Annotated in this window: 8 protein-coding genes; 2 read left to right on the top strand and 6 right to left on the bottom strand. The window is 33.1% G+C overall.

The genetic code is table 11. The features are described from left to right. Positions 1 to 6: 6 nt before the first annotated feature. The 6 genes from EI427_RS19645 to EI427_RS19620 form a co-directional block, all read right to left on the bottom strand. Positions 7 to 3,228 (bottom strand): SusC/RagA family TonB-linked outer membrane protein, encoded by a 3,222-nt coding sequence (locus EI427_RS19645; RefSeq protein WP_126617941.1) that lies wholly within the window; start codon positions 3,226 to 3,228, stop codon positions 7 to 9. A 547-nt stretch (positions 3,229 to 3,775) separates the two neighbouring features. Further along, positions 3,776 to 5,254 (bottom strand): RagB/SusD family nutrient uptake outer membrane protein, encoded by a 1,479-nt coding sequence (locus tag EI427_RS19640; protein WP_126617939.1) that lies wholly within the window; start codon positions 5,252 to 5,254, stop codon positions 3,776 to 3,778. 53 nt (positions 5,255 to 5,307) lie between these two features. Continuing rightward, on the bottom strand, positions 5,308 to 8,316 hold the full coding sequence (locus tag EI427_RS19635; RefSeq protein WP_126617937.1) for a SusC/RagA family TonB-linked outer membrane protein: 3,009 nt from the start codon (positions 8,314 to 8,316) through the stop codon (positions 5,308 to 5,310). A 352-nt stretch (positions 8,317 to 8,668) separates the two neighbouring features. Then, on the bottom strand, positions 8,669 to 10,042 hold the full coding sequence (locus tag EI427_RS19630; RefSeq protein WP_170178552.1) for a RagB/SusD family nutrient uptake outer membrane protein: 1,374 nt from the start codon (positions 10,040 to 10,042) through the stop codon (positions 8,669 to 8,671). Between the two features lie 23 nt (positions 10,043 to 10,065). Then, a complete protein-coding gene (locus tag EI427_RS19625) occupies positions 10,066 to 13,113 on the bottom strand; it encodes a SusC/RagA family TonB-linked outer membrane protein (protein WP_126617932.1) in 3,048 nt (1,015 codons plus the stop codon). Between the two features lie 528 nt (positions 13,114 to 13,641). Further along, a complete protein-coding gene (locus EI427_RS19620) occupies positions 13,642 to 14,523 on the bottom strand; it encodes a TIGR01777 family oxidoreductase (protein ID WP_126617929.1) in 882 nt (293 codons plus the stop codon). A gap of 162 nt (positions 14,524 to 14,685) precedes the next feature. Between EI427_RS19620 and EI427_RS19615 the strand changes: the two genes are divergently transcribed. Together EI427_RS19615 and EI427_RS19610 are read left to right on the top strand one after the other, a co-directional pair. Beyond that, complete coding sequence (locus EI427_RS19615) at positions 14,686 to 17,685, top strand: amidohydrolase family protein (RefSeq protein ID WP_126617927.1); 3,000 nt, start codon at positions 14,686 to 14,688, stop codon at positions 17,683 to 17,685. 20 nt (positions 17,686 to 17,705) lie between these two features. After that, on the top strand, positions 17,706 to 18,995 hold the full coding sequence (locus EI427_RS19610; RefSeq protein WP_240655334.1) for an amidohydrolase family protein: 1,290 nt from the start codon (positions 17,706 to 17,708) through the stop codon (positions 18,993 to 18,995). The last annotated feature ends 4 nt before the right edge of the window (positions 18,996 to 18,999 follow it).

The raw sequence follows: 18,999 nt of genomic DNA, 5'->3' as shown, positions 1-18,999 counted from the left end.
CAATTATTACCAGTTAAACGCTGCAGTGAATACCCATGATTTAGTACTTGGATTGTTAAAATAATCTAAACCTCTACCATTAGAAGCGCCAGTTAAATTTGTTTCTGGATCAATTCCTGAGTAATCAGTCCAAATAAATAGATTACGGCCAGTAATTGATAAATCGATTGATGATACTTTTAATGCTTTCTTTAATTGAGGCATACTTAAGCTATAACTCATTGTTAACTCTCTTAATCTTGTAGAAGTAGCATCTTCAATAAATTGTGAACCAGGTCCTGTAAAACCTGATCCTAAACCACCCCAATACCAAGTTTCATCTAAAGCAACTGGTCCTCCACCGAAGTCATGAACAGCTCCTCTGAAAGTTTCTCCTGCACCATATACATCACCATATACATTGGCAACTGGAGTAGTAGCAGTAGCTTCTGTTGCTGATTCCGCAGTACGTCCAAAGTATGATAAAGCACCCTTAGTACCATTCCACACTTGACCTCCTTGTTGATGATCAAATAATGCATATAGTCTAAAGCCTTTGTACTGAACTGTAACACCTAAACCTGCATTCCATTCTGGATTTGGGTTACCAATTACACTTTCTGTTGCAGATTGCATAGGAAATCCAGCGTCATCTAACACTAAAGAACCATCCTCATTTCTTTCAAAATCAGTACCCCAAAAAGAACCTACAGGATAACCTTCAACGGCTCTTGAAGAAGTTGAAGTAAATCCTTCTAAGAAGATCGACTCTGCACCTTGTAAATCAGTAACTTTATTATCAATTTTAGTCCAATTAAGATCTAAAGAAACTCTCCAATCTGAACTTCTAAAAATATCATATCCTAAATCTAACTCGATACCTTTATTTTCTAGAGTACCTGCATTACCGTATTGAGATGAGAAACCTGCTGAAGGAGCAACATCTAAATCAAATAATACATCTTGTGTTTCGTTTTGGAAATAAGTTACACCTAATCTCATTTTATCAGCTAAGAATCTAAAGTCAGCACCAACTTCCCATTCTGATTTAATCTCAGGTTTTAAGAAAGAATTACCTGCACTTGAAGATAATGAGAAACCTCCACCATAACCAGACATATCTAATTCGGGACCCCAAGATTCAGCTACGTTGCCAGCTACATATAAAGTTTTTGTTCTATAAACACCTGGTTGGACACCAACTTGTCCCCACGAAGTTCGTAATTTTGCAAAACTTAAAGCTCCTGATGCATTATTAACTAGTTGATAAGCCGCATCTGCAGAAGGGTAATAATAAACAGATTCCGCATTTTCACCATAAGTTGATGCTGCTTCACCTCTTAATGTACCATTTACAAAAAGCTTATTTTTATAAGCAAAGTTTGCAGAACCATACATTGCTGCAATTTTTGTAGTACTGTAATAGTTATAAGGAGCAGTATTTTCTGCAGTAGCATTTGTGAAATTTGGAGGTGCTGTTGCCAGTACAAAACCAGTCATTGAGGCACCTTGAGAAGAATAATCTCTTTGGTTATAGTTAAATCCAACTAAACCTGTAAAATGTAAATCAGATGTAATTTCTTTTTGAACTCTACCTATAAGGTCAGTATTAAATTGCATTTCTGTCAAAACATCTTCATCGTAATATCCTGCTGCATTTCCTGATGAGTACTGTGGAAAGTATGAACTTCTCTGCTCATTGTAATAATCAATACCTGTCCTTAAAGTAACATCAAACCAAGTAGCTGGTAATAATTGTGCTTCAACGGTACCTACAAAACGATTTACTTTAGAAGGGTTCTTTTGCTCATTAACAGTCCAAGATGGATTATTATAAGTAGGAGCACCTCCTTCAGGGTAGTTTGCTATTGCACTTCTATATGATCTATGACGATTAGCTATTGGAGCTGATCCATCTTGAGGATCATAAGTACCTTTGTAATCTCTATTATCAAAATCAGGAGATGTTCTTAATAAACCTAACATTAAACCTGCTAAGTTTGATCCTTTTTGAGTACGATCAGATGTAGTATGTGTATAATTTAAAGTGTTTGTTAATTTAAACTTATCACCAAAACGTTTCATTGTATTTAAGCGAGCAGTCGTTCTCTTATAGTTAGAGTTTTTAACAACACCATTTTGATCTAAATCTGAAATTGAAAACATGAATGAGCCATCTCTATCACCACCTGATAATGATAAGTTATTTTCCCAATAACTACCAGTTTGGAATACTTCATCCCAATTTGAATCTTCATAAGTTTCTCTACTATTCTTCTGAGTTATAGTATAATATTCTTTACCTGATTGAGAAGTAAATTTACCACCTGTTTTATCTACAGCATCAGCACCACCTGCTCTTTCAGAGATTTTATCACCCCATGAAAAACCTGTGTTTTCTCCGAATGCACCACCAAATCCCTGACCATAAGTTGATTGTAAATTAGGTTGCTTATTTACTTTATCCATTGAATAAGAAGTTCTAAATGATACATTTAATTTCTTACCTGCAGATGAACCTTTTTTTGTTGTGATAACAATTACACCATTCGCAGCTCTTGAACCCCAAAGTGCAGCAGCTGAAGCACCTTTAAGTACTTGCATTGACTCAATATCGTTAGGATTAATATCATTCATTCGAGATTGTTGAGTTACCCCATCTGTACCTTCTCCAATATTTGAATTATTGATTGGCATACCATCAACAATAATAAGTGGCTGTAAATTACCTGTTATAGTAGATTGCCCACGAATTTGAATACTTGAACCAGCTCCTGGATCACCAGAAGACCTTGTTATTCTTACACCCGATGCTTTACCAGCCATCCCGTTTATAAGATTAGCTTCACCTGATTCAACTAAACTTTCTGATGAAATTTTAGAAGGAGCAGAACCTAGTTTATCAATATCTTCCTCAAAACCTAATGCCGAAACAACAACTTCATCTAGTTGTTTAGCATCTTCATCTAAAGAAATTGATAAAGTAGTTTGAGATCCTACAGCTTTTTCAATTTCTTTAAAACCAACCAGCCTAAATACTAGTACTGTATTGTCATTTGGAACTAATAATTTGTACTGACCTTCAATATTAGATACAGTACCTTTTGATGTGCCTTTTACAATTATGGCAACGCCTGGTAATGATTCTCCATTAGAATCCTTGATAACACCAGAAATAGTTCTCTCTTGAGCTACAGATAGTAAAGTAGCACTCAAAAAGAGAGTTAGTAGCAATAATGCTTTTTTCATAGTAAAAAATTAATTGAATTGGAAATTAAAAAATTCAGTTATATCTATAAAAAATCATATGATAGATACAGACCGAAAGTACTTTTGTTATTTAAAGTTTAAATAGAATTTTGTTAATATTTTGAATCATTGATAATAGATAAAAAGAGATTGAATTTTTAAATCAATGATAAAGTTTTAATAGTTGAATTTGTGCTAATCTAAAGCATTAACTTTAATTATCTAAATAAATGTTATTTAAATTTTAACAAAAATCGCAGCAATAAAGGGTATAGTTATATGATAATCTTAAAATAATACTATAAATAGCGATCTATTCGTTATTCTAAAAAGAAATAGTAACATTCTGTGAATTTAAAAAAAATCATTAAAAAAATATATTTTATAAAAAATAAAGTATAAGAAACATTTTTATCAAGGCTTAAAAGTTACATTTCATGTACATATTAATAGTTAATATTATTCACGAAATAATAAAAAAGGCTACCTCATTTCTGAGATAGCCTTTCACTATAATTTCAATAAAAATTATACTATTTTTCAACTTTTAGTAACCCCAGTTATTTACAGGAATACTTGGGTTTGCTAACATTTCACGTTCTGGAATTGGGAACCACGTTTGTTGTCCACCGTTATTAACTCCACCGTCAACCGCTGGGTCTTCAGTAGCAATTTCAACTCCTTTACGGTCTGAAACAATAACTTTTTGGTTTGTTCTTCTTAAGTCCCACATTCTGTGTCCTTCAAAAGCAAACTCTTTTGCTGTTTCATTCCAAACATCTTGTAACGTTACAGTAGTTACGTCAGTATAATTTTGAATACGATTTCTTCTTAACTTATTAATTGCTTCAGCTGCTAATGCAGTTTCACCTTTAAGTAAATGAGCTTCAGCTTTTGCTAACAATACTTCTGCGTAACGTAAAAGCTTTGGAGAAGTAAGGCCAATTGTGTTATCATGACTATAATACTTCATAATCCAATGTAAAGTAGATCCGTCAGTATCTTCTGATTCATAAATAAGTGTTTTACCAACTTCTTCAGATGATTCAAAACGAGCATCATTAACAACACCACCTAAAAGTACTGTATCAGGATGAGCATGGAATAATAATGGAGATGCTAAATATGCACCATACATACCTGCTTCAGGTGCTCCATAAATATTACCATAGTTATTTGAACCACGTCCTTGATTTGAAGCAAACTTCAATTCAAAAATAGTTTCTACACCACCTTCACCTTGATAATAATCAAATAATTTATCAATTGGTGTTAAAACATATGTACCTGCTAATTCATTAGCAATAGTAATAATCTCATCTGCATTTGCAGTTGCTTTTGATGAGTTCAATTCTACTTCAAACAATAATACTCTTACTCTTAATGCTTTAACAGCATCTACTGTAGCATTAATTTTTGTTGTATTAGAGATATACTTTGCAGCATTATCTAAATCAGCATAAACTTGAGCAAAAATATCCGAACGATCATTTAACTCAGGTTTTTGTGCTACTGCTTCTTCCACAGTTGTTGGTGCAGTAACTACAAGTGGCACATTACCAAATGATTTTAATAAATCAGAATAAGCAAATGCTCTAATAAAGTGAGCTTGACCTATTGCATTTTTTACTTCAGAATCATCTAAATCAAGGCCTTCTGTTTGAAGAATTAAGTTTGCATTCGAGATCACTTCATAGATAGCATCAAAAGTATTTTTATCATCTTCTGTTCCTGTATCAGCTCCAACTGTTGTGAAGTTCTTTCTTAAGTTATAATGATCTTGAAAACGACCACCATCATTTGGCCCTGCAGAAACTAGATCTGTACCAATATCACCGTAAAGGTTGAAGTTACGGCCGTAATAACCTAATTCTTGCATTCTATTGTACAAACCTCCAATAAGATCTGAAGGTTGAACAGTTTCTATATTTTCAATGTCAACATTTTGTTGAGGCTCAACATCTAGTGTACACGAAGACATTGCTCCTACTAATGCTGCACCAACTAATATTTTATATAATTTCATCTTATTCTCTTAAACTAAAGTATCTAAAAAATTTCTTTTACAGTATTTTCTGATTAGAATGATACTGTTAAACCTCCTGTGAATACTTTTCCTTCTGGATATTCAAAGAAGTTGATACCAGTTGGGTCTACAGTTGTTGGAGTAAATCCTTTATAATCTGATAAGATCCAAAGGTTTTGTGCAGAAGCATAAACTCTAACGTTACTTAATTTTGCTTTTTTCACAACGTGGCTAGGTAAAGTATAACCTAAAGTTATATTTCTTAAAGCTAAATAACCTCCATCTTCTAAGAAACGTGAAGAGTGTTGTTGACCACCGGCCATACCCCATCCAGGATTATCTGAAATATCACCTTCTTTTTCCCATCTGTTTGCAGTATAAGCAGATTCCAACATATTATATGGATAGATTGCATCTGTATCCGTATATCTACGAGTTGAATTGTAAATTTTTCCTCCAACTGAATAAGTTAAGAAGAATGAGAAATCAAAACCTTTATACGCAAAGTTGTTTGTCATACCACCAACAGCTGTAGGATAAGGATTACCTTGCTCTGTACGCTGAGCTGCACCATAAGAAGTTGTTGCCCATTTTCCATCTTTCATGAAATAACCAGCTTTTCCTGTATGGTCTTCTCCATCATTTGCAAACCAAGATGGGTTACCTGTAGTAGGATCAGCTCCTGCCCACTCTCTTAAAAAGAAAGTTCTCATTGCAGAACCTACTCTTGCTACCTGTTGACCATTAATTTGAATATCTTGATCGTTATCTAAACGAGTTACTTCATTTTTGTTTAATGAAATATTGAAGTTCGTATTCCAAGTAAATTCACCTTTAATATTTTGCGTATTTAATTGGAATTCCCATCCAGAGTTTCTCATTGCACCAATGTTACGACGAGCAGATGCAAAACCTGTAGTACCTGATAATTGTTGATTTAATAGTAAATCATCAGAATCTTCAATGTAATAATCAACATTTAAAGTAATTCTATCAATGAAAGTTACATCAGCACCAACATTAAATTTCTTTCTTTTCTCCCATGTTAAATCTGGATTAGATAATTGTCTGAAGTAAGCAGCAGATGCATTATTGTAACTTGAATATGCATATAAACCTCTTGCTTCAAAGTTATCTATTTCAGCATTACCAGTAACACCATAAGATGATCTTAATTTAGCGTCAGTTAAAATAGTATTTCCATTTAAGAAATCTTCTCTTGAGATATACCAAGAAGCTGAAGCTGAGTAAAAGTCACCCCATTTATTATTTGCGGAGAATTTAGAAGAACCATCACGACGGTAAGATGCTGTAGCATAATATTTACCATCATAATTATATTGAGCTTGACCTAAGAATGACATGAATCTATATTCAGTTTCATAACCACCCATTGATACAGGTTTTGCTGCATTATTTAAGTTTTGTAAAGAAGAAGGCATTCCTTCACCATAAGCACTAATTCCTGTTACTTTATTTGACTGATATTCAAAACCGGCAATTGCACTAACATTATGAACACCATTAAATGTCTTATCAAAAGAAAGAATAGAAGTATTTGTTAATGTACTACTTACACCCCAAGAATTTGATTTAGAACCACCTGTAGATCTACCATCATATGATAAAGATGAAGTATAATAACCATACTTTACATCTTCTACATTTACAGCATTTGTCTGACGGAAAGTTAACCAATCTGTAATACGGTAGTTTAATTTACCAATTAATTGACCTGTAGTAGATTTTGTTCTACGAGGGTTAAGGTCTACATCGTGTACAAAGTTTGCTGCAATTGGGTTATCATCTAACCAATCTCTAGGTGAACCATCTTCATTAAAAGGATTTACTGTAGGAGCACTCATATAAGTTCCTAAGAGTGGAGAAGAAAATAAGTTACCACTTGATGCATCTAATTGATCAATATATGAAGCATTACCAATAAATTGAATATCTAATTTATCGTTAAACTTATGATCAATATTGAAACGAGCTGAATAACGTTCGAATTCCGACCCAACAAGAATACCTTCTTGGTTGTAATAACCACCAGAAACCATAAATTTAGTTTTCTCATCACCACCTCTCATAGAGACTTCATAAGAACTCGTTTTGCCTTGACGGAAAGAGTGGTCACCCCAATCTGTATTTGAGTAACTATGGTTACCAGCATCATCTGTAGTTACACCATTTACATATTGAATATAATCTGCAGGGTCTCCTCCATAAGAATTTGCCAATGATCTAGATCTAGCGTCTACATATTGATCACCATTCATTCTTTGAGAATTTCCTTTATAAACTGATGAAACACCTTGTTTTGTACTCAATGTAATTTGAGTTTTCCCTTCAGCACCACCTTTTGTTGTTACTAAAATTACTCCGTTTGCTGCACGAGCACCATATAAAGCAGTTGCTGCTGCATCTTTTAGAATTTTGATATCCTTAATATCTTCTGGATTCAAATTCGCAAGAGGATCTCTTTCACCTTGTTGATTTGCATCAATGATATCTGAAGATGTTTGAATAACACCATCAATTACATATAAAGGATCTGATGAAGCGTTCACAGAACCAACACCACGAATTACGATATTTGATTTAGAACCAGGCTGTCCAGACGAAGCGTTAATATTAACACCTGCTGCTTTACCTTGTAAAGCGTTGGCAACGTTTGGAGTTACAATATCTGTTACATTTTCGATTTCAGGAGTGTTAGATGCCATATCTTTTTTGGCATATCCCATAACTGTAACCTCTTCTAATTGTTCAGCATCTTGCTCTAAATTTACATTAAAAGTAGTTCTTTGACCTACTTTTAATTCTTGAGTAGTATAACCTACAAAACTAAAAATTAAAGAAGCATTTTCGGATACAGATACTGCAAATTTACCATTTAGATCTGTAATAGTACCTAAAGTTGTTCCTTTTACAACAACAGTAACACCTGGTAAGGGTTGACCTGCTTCGGATACAACGCCAGAAACTGTACGTTCCTGAGCAAAAGCACTTACTATTAAAGCAAAAGTAAGTACGATCAGAGATAGAAGTCGTTTGTTCATAAAATAAATAAATTAAGCTAAAAAGCTAGGCTACCTTAAACAGAAGTAGATATTATTATAATAAGCTTAGGTAACCTATTGAATTGAATTGATAACAGGCCTTTTATCGACCTTTTTCTATTGCAATATTCTATTTTGTTATGTTAATATTATATTGTTTTAAGTTAATGATATTAAACAAAAACAACCCCACAACATAAAACACTAGACATCAGTATTATAGTGAATTATTTATTTTTAAGAGATTAAATAATAGTTGTTAAAAGTTTACTCTTGTACACATCGTTGTAAAAACAAAAAGCCGTTTACATCTAAAATGTAAACGGCTTTTGTATATGATGATTAAATTTATTTATTCATAACCATTAATTTGTTTCAAATTCGAATTAACATTCAATTCATTCTGAGGAATTGGAAAATAAAACTGTTGATCTCTAGCAGGAATGTTGGCTTTAGGAGCTCTTGCTGTACCATCAGAATTAATTAAATTCATATCCATATTATTTCTTCTGAGATCAAACATTCTATGTCCTTCAAAACATAATTCCAATCTTCTCTCTGCTAAAACATCATCTATCAGGCCTGTAGATACAGGTGCAGTACCTGTTGTGTATCTTTTAGATCTGATCATATCTGTTAACGTTATCGCATCTGCAGTATTTCCTAATAAAGCTTGTGCTTCTGCTGCATTTAAAACTGCTTCTGAATATCTCAGAACTTTTGGAGAGTGTAAACCAACTACTCCTTCAGATTCTGCAAATTTATTAATATAGAATAAACCATTTTCTAGATAAAAGACACCTTGGCGAACATCATCATTTGAGAATAGGGAATAAAAGTCTGGGCTACAAGTATAAGCTCCATAACCAGAGCGAATATATAATGCCCCTAAATCATCTGAACCTCTACTTTGTGCTCCCGCAATTATTACTTCAAATAAAGTTTCTGCCGATTCTTTATTATTAAAATACTTGATGTAATCACCTGCTTCCATCACACTTACTCCAGTTATCATGTTATATGAATCGATAACTTTTTGTAAATAAGTATTCTTATCAACATTAGTATCTTCTAATGCTCTTGTAAGAAAGACTCTCGTTTCAAGACCATAAACAGCATTTAAGGTAAATTTAAAAGATGATGTATTTGTTATCAACCCTTTAGCTTCAGTAAGATCTTTTTCAATCTGAGCATAAATTTCTGCAGCAGTATTATTTGTAGGTTTTGAAGCTACTACCTCATTCAAATCACTTGATGGTTCTGTAACTAAAGGTACATCACCGTAAAAACGAACTAAATCAAAATTTAAAAATGCTCGTAACGCTAAAGATTGTCCCTTTATATCATCAGTAATACCCGCAGTATGGATTAAGGTATTTGCATGGTTCAAAACTCTATAAATTTGTCCCATTTGATTACTAATATCATAAGTATCATCAACAGACTCAGAGGTTCTAGAGTTTTTAGTATTAAAATAGTTATCGTTAAAACGACCACCAGATGATCTTACTACAATATTATCTGTACCTACATCTCCAAATACATATGTATTTCTTCCATAGTATGATGTACGCCCCATTTCTCTATAGGCACCATTTAAAACATCTTGAGGCTCAGACATTTCACCAGTTCTTACTTTACCATTAACGTTGGGTTCAACATCAAGGAAATTACAACTACTCATTACTCCCAAGGCAATAAGTAGGATATATCTTATATATTTCATTATTATCATTGTTAGATGGTTAATTAAAATGAGCAGTTAACACCAAATGTATAAGTCTGGCCATCAGGATAATCAAAGAAGGCTACACCTGTATTATCAATAGTTGTAGGAGAATAACCTGAATAATTACTTACTGTAAATAGGTTTTGTAGAGATGTATATACTCTTAAATTCGATAAACCAATATTACCTATTACATCTTTTGGTAAAGTATATCCTAACGTTACGTTTCTTAATTGTAAATAACTACCATCTTCCATATACCTTGATGAGTTTACATTACCCCATCCATCATCACCAGCTTGATCAATTAAAGGTCTACTTGCTATATCTCCTTTTTTAGTCCAACGATCATCTTTAGCTATCTTCATTTGGCTGTAATAATTACCTCCATTTATTGCACTCTGATCTTGATCCATGTAACGTCTTCCTGAATTGAAGATATCATTACCAACACTAAATGTAAACATGAATGAAAAGTCAAATCCTTTGTATGACAAGTTATTTGTAAAACCACCAGAGAAGTCAGGATAAGGGTCTCCTACATCAACTTTTTCAGCTTTACTGTAATAAGAAGTTGCATAACGACCATCATGCTGTTTAAACACTTGGTTTTTATCTAACTCATCTTGGGTTGGTTCTCTATTTAAATACCATGATGGTTTTCCATTTTCAGGATTAGCTCCAGCCCATTCTTGTAAGAAGAATGCATTTAAAGGTTTTCCTTCTTCTATCACTTGTCTTGAATATTCTATTCTTTGGCCATTGTAAAGTTTTGTTACTTCATTCTGGTTAAATGACATATTTAAATTGGTAGTCCATAAGAATCCATTTTTATCTATGTTCGTAGAGTTTATTGTAAATTCAACTCCACGGTTTCTCATTTCACCAACATTTTGATAAACATTCGCAAAACCTGTCATACCAGCAGTAGGTACTTGCATTAATAGGTCTGATGTCTGTTCATTATAGAAGTCAACACTCAGTGATACTTTATCAATAAATGTAATATCAAAACCTATATTGGCTTTTAATTTCTGTTCCCAAGTTAAATCTGGGTTTTCAACTTGTTCAATAACTGCAGCAGATGATGTATTATAAAATGTATAACCATATAAACCCATTGCAGCATAGTTACCAATACCTGCATTACCCGTTGTTCCTATTGAACCTCTTATTTTTGCATTGGTAATTAAGTCTGAAGTACTTAAAAAGTCTTCGTTAGACATAATCCAACTACCACCAGCAGACCAGAAATTACCATATTGATTTTCTTTACCAAATCTAGAAGATCCATCTCGTCTATAAGAACCTGATACATAATACTTTCCTAAGTAATTATATTGCACCTGGCTTAAAAAAGAGAAGAATCTATATTGCGTTTGGTACCCATCATTTGAAAAACCAGAAGATGCAGAACCTAAATTATCTACAGTTAGTGGTACTCCTGCACCATACCCATATTGATTAGAAGCATCGTACTTTTGTAATTCGACACCACCGATAGCGTCTACTGTATGATCTCCAAATGAATTACTATACGTCAATAAATTTGTTGATGTAATCAATGAACTAAACGCAGATGTATTACTAACAGAACCATTTGCTGCATCTGGACCATTAAAGCCATCATAAGATATTGGAGCAGTATAATTATCATACCTTGTATTTTGAATACGAACAGAGTTGTTTGATTTGATTGCAAACCCCTTACCTATTTCATATTTCACGTTTCCTTGTAAACCTGCATTAAACGATTTGGTTCTTCTATAATTATAATTTATATCACTAAGAAAGTTTGCACCAATAGAGTAATAGTAATTATCATATCCAGATTCGTCTGCGGTTAAGAAAGGATTTAAGTAAGTATTACCATCAACAGATCTTTTTAAATCTCCGCTTTTAGCATAAGGAGAAATAATAGCAGGATACATGTAAGTAGTCATTAATGGAGAAGAGAAAAGTGCTCCATCTGACGCATCATTTTGAGTAATATATGAGATATCAGTTTTAATAGAATATGATAATCTATCGTTTACTTTATTATCCATATTAACTCTAGCTGAATATCTTTCAAAATCGGATCCTTTTAATATACCATCTTGATTATAATAGCCAAGACTTACATAATGCTTTGTTTTTTCATTACCTCCAGAGGCCGTCAACTGATAATTTTGGACTGTTCCTTTTCTAAATGCTTCATTAATCCAATCTGTATCAGTAGTAAAAGCATCACCATTAATATCTACATCACCATATTTTTGGAACTCAATAAAATCTTTTGCTCTCATTGGTTCATAGTTTCCTTGATATAATACAGCTTCACCTCCTGAAATATTTAAAGAAAATTGAGTTTTTCCTTCTGCTCCAGATTTAGTTGTTACAACTATAACTCCGTTAGATGCTCTTGCACCATATAAAGCTGTTGCTGCAGCATCTGTTAAGATTTTTACATCTTCAATATCTTCAGGGTTTAATAAAGACATTGGATCTCTTTCAGATTGTTGATTTGCTCCAATTATATCAGTGTTATCTATAATCATTCCGTCAATAACATACAATGGTTCTTGACTTGAAGAGATTGAACCAACACCACGAATTCGAATAGTTGGTTTAGCACCTGGCTGTCCAGACGGAGCAGTCATACTTACACCTGCAGCTTTACCTTGTAATGAATTGGCTACGTTTGGAGTTACGATGTCAGTCACTTTTTCGACACTTGTAACATTAGAAGATTGATCTTGTTTTGTATATCCCATCACAGTTACTTCTTCTAACTGTTCGGCATCTTGCTCCATAGAAACATTGATAGTTGACTGGTTTCCTACAGCTATTTCCTGTGCTGAATATCCAATAAAACTAAATTGTAAAACTGCATCAGACGAGGTACTAAGAGAATAATTACCATCTAAATCTGTAATTGTTCCTTGCGTTGTACCTTTCACTATTACAGTTACCCCAGGTAGTGGGGCGCCAGCATCTGTTACAGTACCTGTAACATTTTGCTCCTGTCCATATGCACTTGCTATACTCATTGCAAGAGCAAATAGTAGTAGTATTTTCTTTTTCATGTAATTGAGCTAATTTTTGGGTTTAAGAAATCCCTAATGCAGTAAAATTGACAATACACTATTTGCTGTTTATTCTACTCAACAAGTAAAACAGACATATATATAGTATATCCTTAAAAATAGTTTTTGGTTAAAATGAAATAGTGTAAACAGCTATAATTTTAAATTGTAATGCAGTTTTACTTCAATAGATTTAGGGTTATTTCTGGGGTTTTTCGTACAATACCTTTTTAAGGTTTGTTTTTTTAAGTGGAGTTAAATAAAAAGATCATTTTTGGTTTATTTAATTTTGAATAAATAGCAGTTAAAAAAGGTTTTAATTTTCTAAATGAATACTGTTTTATAAGCGAACTTACAACATAGTGTACATTACTAAATTTAGTTAATTAGTCGATAATTACATCTTATACTATTCAATTACCTTATATAGTTCTACTTCTAATAAAAAAATTACAATAAACAATAAAATAAACACGCTAAACAAAGTAAGTAATTACAAATCAATAAAATACATAATTAAACTATAGTTTAATTAAGAACGTCATCAATAATAACATCCTTAAAATCAAAAGCATTTTTTTGTAGATTCTCTGAATTTACCTTTGCACTTGACAATACTAAAAATGCACTTTCACCTAATAAAAGTTTTAAAGCTATTGAAGGTACATTTGGTAAAAATATTGGTCTACATAATTTTGTGCCAATTGCTTTTGTTAGTTGTTCATTTGTAACTGGATTGGGAGATACAGCATTGTAAACACCTTCCATTTCTGTATTCTCAATGGCTGCAATAAATAAATTAGATAAATCTTCTAGGCTAATCCAAGATATCCATTGTTTACCTGTACCAATAGGAGATCCAATTCCGAGTTTAATAGGTAACATCATTTTTGGTAATGCCCCCCCTTTTTCAGTTAAAACAACACCGATTCTTAATTTTACTATTCTAGATACAGAACATATATCTTCTGCTTTCTCCCATTCCTTTACAACATTTGCTAAAAAGTCATTTCCAAAAGAAGAAGACTCATCCAATTCTTCTTCACCTCTATCACCATAAATACCTATTGCAGATGCACAAACTACTACCTTAGGCGGTTTTTCTAAAGCATTTATTTCTTGCATTAATAATGTTGATGATTGAACTCTGCTATCTAAAATTTCTTTTTTTGCAGCTTCCGTCCATCTACCCTCCCCTACACTTTTTCCTGCTAAATGAATTACTGCATCAATTCCATCAAATGCTTTTGGATCGATATGATTTTTTTTAATATCCCATTTATACCTTTTTATTTCTGCATTTAGATCTTCTCTACGTGATAGCCAACGTACTTCATGTCCTTTATCAATTAATTTATTTGATATTTCTTGACCCACTAAACCAGAACCTCCTGTTATTAAGATTTTCATAAATATTACTTTTGATGTGACTAAATAAAGATACCTCTAAAATGATAACTAATTCTTATTCGTCTTGTTTATCAAGACCATAATAATTCTAATTTCTTTTTGTTTCCAATTATTACTCTTTAAGTTAGCGACCAACTTTCCAGTTCAATCAAAATTTCTAAAATGAATAAACATAATTTTATCTACGGAATAATAGTTTTATTATTCGGTATTGGTAATACACTGTTAGCCCAAGAAAACTTTACAATAAATGGTGTAAGGGATGACAGAAGTAACTATTACGCTTTCACGAACGCCTCAGTTCACATATCACCAACTCAAACTTTACAAAATGCCACTTTAGTTATTAAAGAAGGCAAAATTGTATCTGTTTTAGAAGGTAATTCAGTACCAAAAGGTGCGGCAGAAATTAATGTCAAGGGTAAACATATTTATGCCTCATTTATTGATGCAAATACCCATTATGGAATGCCCAAAGTTGAAAAAGGTAATTTTTGGTCTTGGAGTGAACCCGAAAAAATTGGTCCTCAAAATCCTAAGGCATATAATGCTAACGATGCTATAAAGGCAAATACAAATGCAGCCGAACTTTTTAAAAGTGAAGGTAAAGTAGCTAAAGAAATGCGATCTATTGGTTTTGGTAGTGCATTAACCTATCTGCCTGATGGTATTGCAAGAGGTACGTCCGCCTTAGTTACTTTTGGCGATGGTAAAGCAAACGAATTGATGCTTTCAGAAAAAGTTGGTGCTCATTTAGCTTTTGACAAAGGGTCTTCTAAACAAATGTACCCAGTTTCTACTATGGGTTATGTTGCCCTACTTCGTCAGACTTATTATGACGCAGAATGGTATAAGACTACTGGTCATGAAAAATTTACAGATGTTACATTAGAGGCTTTCAATCGTTCTCAAAATTTTCCTCAATTTTTTGCTACTAAAGATCTATTTGACCTTGAAAGAGCAGCTAAGGTTGCTAAGGAATTTCAAAAACAATATATCTACGTTGGTAATGGAGATGAATACCAAGACATTGCAACTTTAAAATTGATCAACCCTACATTAATTCTTCCTGTAGATTTTCCACAAGCGTTAAATGTAAATGATCCAATTGATGCAATGAACGCCACTTTTTCTGAAATGAAGCATTGGGAATTAGCTCCCTCTAACTTATCGCTTTTGGCTAAAGAAAACATTCGTTTTTCAATCACAGCATTTGATTTATCAAGCAAGGCTAATTTCCTTAAAAATATTCGCTTAGCTGTAAAAAGAGGACTTTCAGAAGAGCAAGTATTGGCTGCTTTAACTACAATCCCTGCCTCTTATACAAATTCTTCTGATCGTTTAGGTACAATTGAAAAAGGTAAAATAGCCAACTTTATTATTGCATCAGCACCATTATTTACAGAAGAAGGTGATGTACTAGAAAACTGGGTTCGTGGTAAACGCTATGTCGCTAAAGCATGGAATACAAATGATTTTAGAGGACAATACACCTTAACAGTTGCAGACAGTACGTATACTTTAAAAGTTACAGGTAAAGATAATACATCTGCAAAATGGAATGTTACAGTAAACGACTCTTTAAAACTAGATACTAAAGCAGCTATTGCCGATGGTATACTTTCTTTATCATTTAAATCAGATACAACAACAAAAGCTACATCAATCCGACTTTCTGGTTGGGCAAATAACGAAGGTAATTTTTCTGGTGAAGGAAAAAATGCAGATGGAAGTTGGTTAAAATGGACGGCTATTAAATCCGCATCAAATACAGAAGAAAAGAAAAAAGAAGAGGTAGAAGCTAACCCAGAATTAGGTGATATCATTTTCCCTTTTAGTGCTTATGGCAGTAAAGAAATTGCACAACAAGAAACTATTCTGATTAAAAATGCAACTATTTGGACCAATGAAGAGCAAGGTATTATTAAGAATACAGACGTACTTATAAAAGATGGTAAGATTGCTAAAATAGGAAATAGTCTTAAAGCTAATAAAAGTACTAAAGTAATTGATGGTACAGGCAAACACCTTACAAATGGTATAATAGATGAACATTCACACATTGCATTATTTAGTGTAAACGATGTTGCTGTAATGTCGTCTATGGTAAGAATGGAAGATGTACTTAACCCTAACGATGTAGATATATACCGTCAATTAGCAGGTGGTGTAACATCTGCTCAATTATTACATGGTTCTGCCAATCCTGTTGGTGGGCAATCTGCTGTTATTAAATTTAGATGGGGTAAAACTAATCCAAACGATTTAATTTTTAAAGAAGCAAAACCATTTATAAAGTTCGCCTTAGGTGAAAATGTAAAACGTTCTAGCTGGCCAATGTCAGATCGTTTTCCACAAACAAGAATGGGTGTAGAAGCCGTTTATATAGATGGTTTTACTAGGGCAAAAGTTTATGATGATGCTCAAAAAACGTATGCTGGTAAAGGACCTAAGCCGCGTAAAGATTTACAATTAGAGGCATTGGCACAAATTCTAAATGATGAACGTTTTATCTCGTGTCACTCTTATGTACAATCAGAAATTAATATGTTGATGAAGGTGGCAGATAGTTTTGATTTTAGAGTAAATACATTCACGCATATTTTAGAAGGTTATAAAGTAGCTGATAAAATGAAAGAACATGGTGCAGGGGCATCAACTTTCTCCGATTGGTGGGCGTATAAATTTGAAGTTTATGAGGCTATTCCTCAAAATGCTGCTTTAATGGCGTCTCAAGGTATTACTGTTGCTATTAATTCTGATGATTCTGAAATGGGTCGTCGTTTAAATCAAGAGGCTGCAAAAAGTGTTAAGTATGCAGATATGAGCGAGGAAGAAGCTTGGAAAATGGTTACCCTAAACCCTGCAAAGTTATTACATGTAGATCATAAAGTGGGTTCAATAAAGATCGGAAAAGATGCAGACCTTGTTTTATGGTCAGACAATCCTCTTTCAATCTATGCAAAACCTACTCATACTTTAGTTGATGGTACCATCTATTTCTCTTTAGAAAAAGATAAGCAACTTAAAAAGGACATGCAAAAAGAAAGAGCAAGGTTAGTGGCTAAAATGCAAGCAGCAGAAAAAGCAGGTGACAAAGTGAAAGATGTAGCTCCTAAAATTGAGCAACATATGCATTGCGATTATTTACACCTTGACTAACCCTTTAAAGAAGATATAAAATGAAAAATATAAAATTAATTATTGCACTGATTGGGGTTCTTGGCTTATCCATAAAAGTTATGGCTCAAGTTCCTTCTCCTGCTAAAAGTCAAACAAAAGGTATAATTCTGAAAGGAGCTTTACTTCACGATGGTAAAGGCAAAGTGATTAAAGATGGAGTAATCGCTTTTAAAGATGGCGTAATTACCTATGTTGGGACAGACTTTTCTGATGCATCTTATGAAGTAATTGATACTGATGGACAAGAAATATATCCTGGTTTAATTTTACCTACTTCGGAACTCGGTCTTGTTGAAATTGAAGCAGTAAGTGCATCAAACGACAACTATGAAACAGGAAGAATAAACCCAGAAGTACGTTCTGTAATTGCTTTCAATACAGATTCTCATGTTATTCCTACTGTTAGAAGTAACGGTATTCTAGTAGAACAAGTAATGCCAAAAGGAGGGATATTCTCTGGTAGATCTTCTATTGTACAACTAGATGCTTGGAACTGGGAAGATGCTATTGTACAAGAAAATGATGGACAACACTTGCATTGGCCTAATAAATATTATGCACCAGGTTGGACTAGCCCTGAAAAAGGATTGCAAATATCTAAAACATATCAAAAATATGTAAAGGTAATCGAGCATACTTTAATGGATGCAGAAGCATACAGTAAGGCAACTGATATCAAACTTCCAGACTTCCCTATGGAGGCAATGAAAGAATTATTTTCTGGTAAAGAGAAACTATTTATTCATGTAGATGAGGCAAAAAGCATTGTATCTGCAGTAAAAATGGCTCAAAAATACAACATCCAAAATATAGTCGTTGTTGGTGGTGCAGACGCTTGGTTAATCACAGATTTCTTAAAGGAGAATAACATTCCTGTTTTACTTACAGACGTACATTCATTACCAGAAAGAGAACAAGAAGCCTACGACTTACCTTATAAAAGAGCAGCATTATTACAAGAGGCTGGTATCTTAGTAGGGTTAACACATTCTAGTGCTTCAAATTCTAGAAACCTACCTTTTTATGCGGGAACTGCTGCTGCTTTTGGTGTAGAAAAAGAAGAAGCTTTAAAAATGATTACATCTAATACTGCTAAAATTTTAGGAATTGAAGAGAAATACGGAAGTTTAGAAGTAGGTAAATCTGCTACACTTGTTATAAGTAAAGGTGATTTACTTGATATGCGTACAAGTAAAGTAACTATTGCTTTTATAGATGGTAGAGCAATTGATTTAAACAATAAACACTCTATGTTGTATCAAAAATTTAAAGATAAATACGAGAATTAATATT

The organism is Flammeovirga pectinis, from assembly GCF_003970675.1.
GTDB classification, from domain to species: Bacteria; Bacteroidota; Bacteroidia; order Cytophagales; family Flammeovirgaceae; genus Flammeovirga; species Flammeovirga pectinis.
This window is presented reverse-complemented; position numbering and strand designations above follow the sequence as displayed.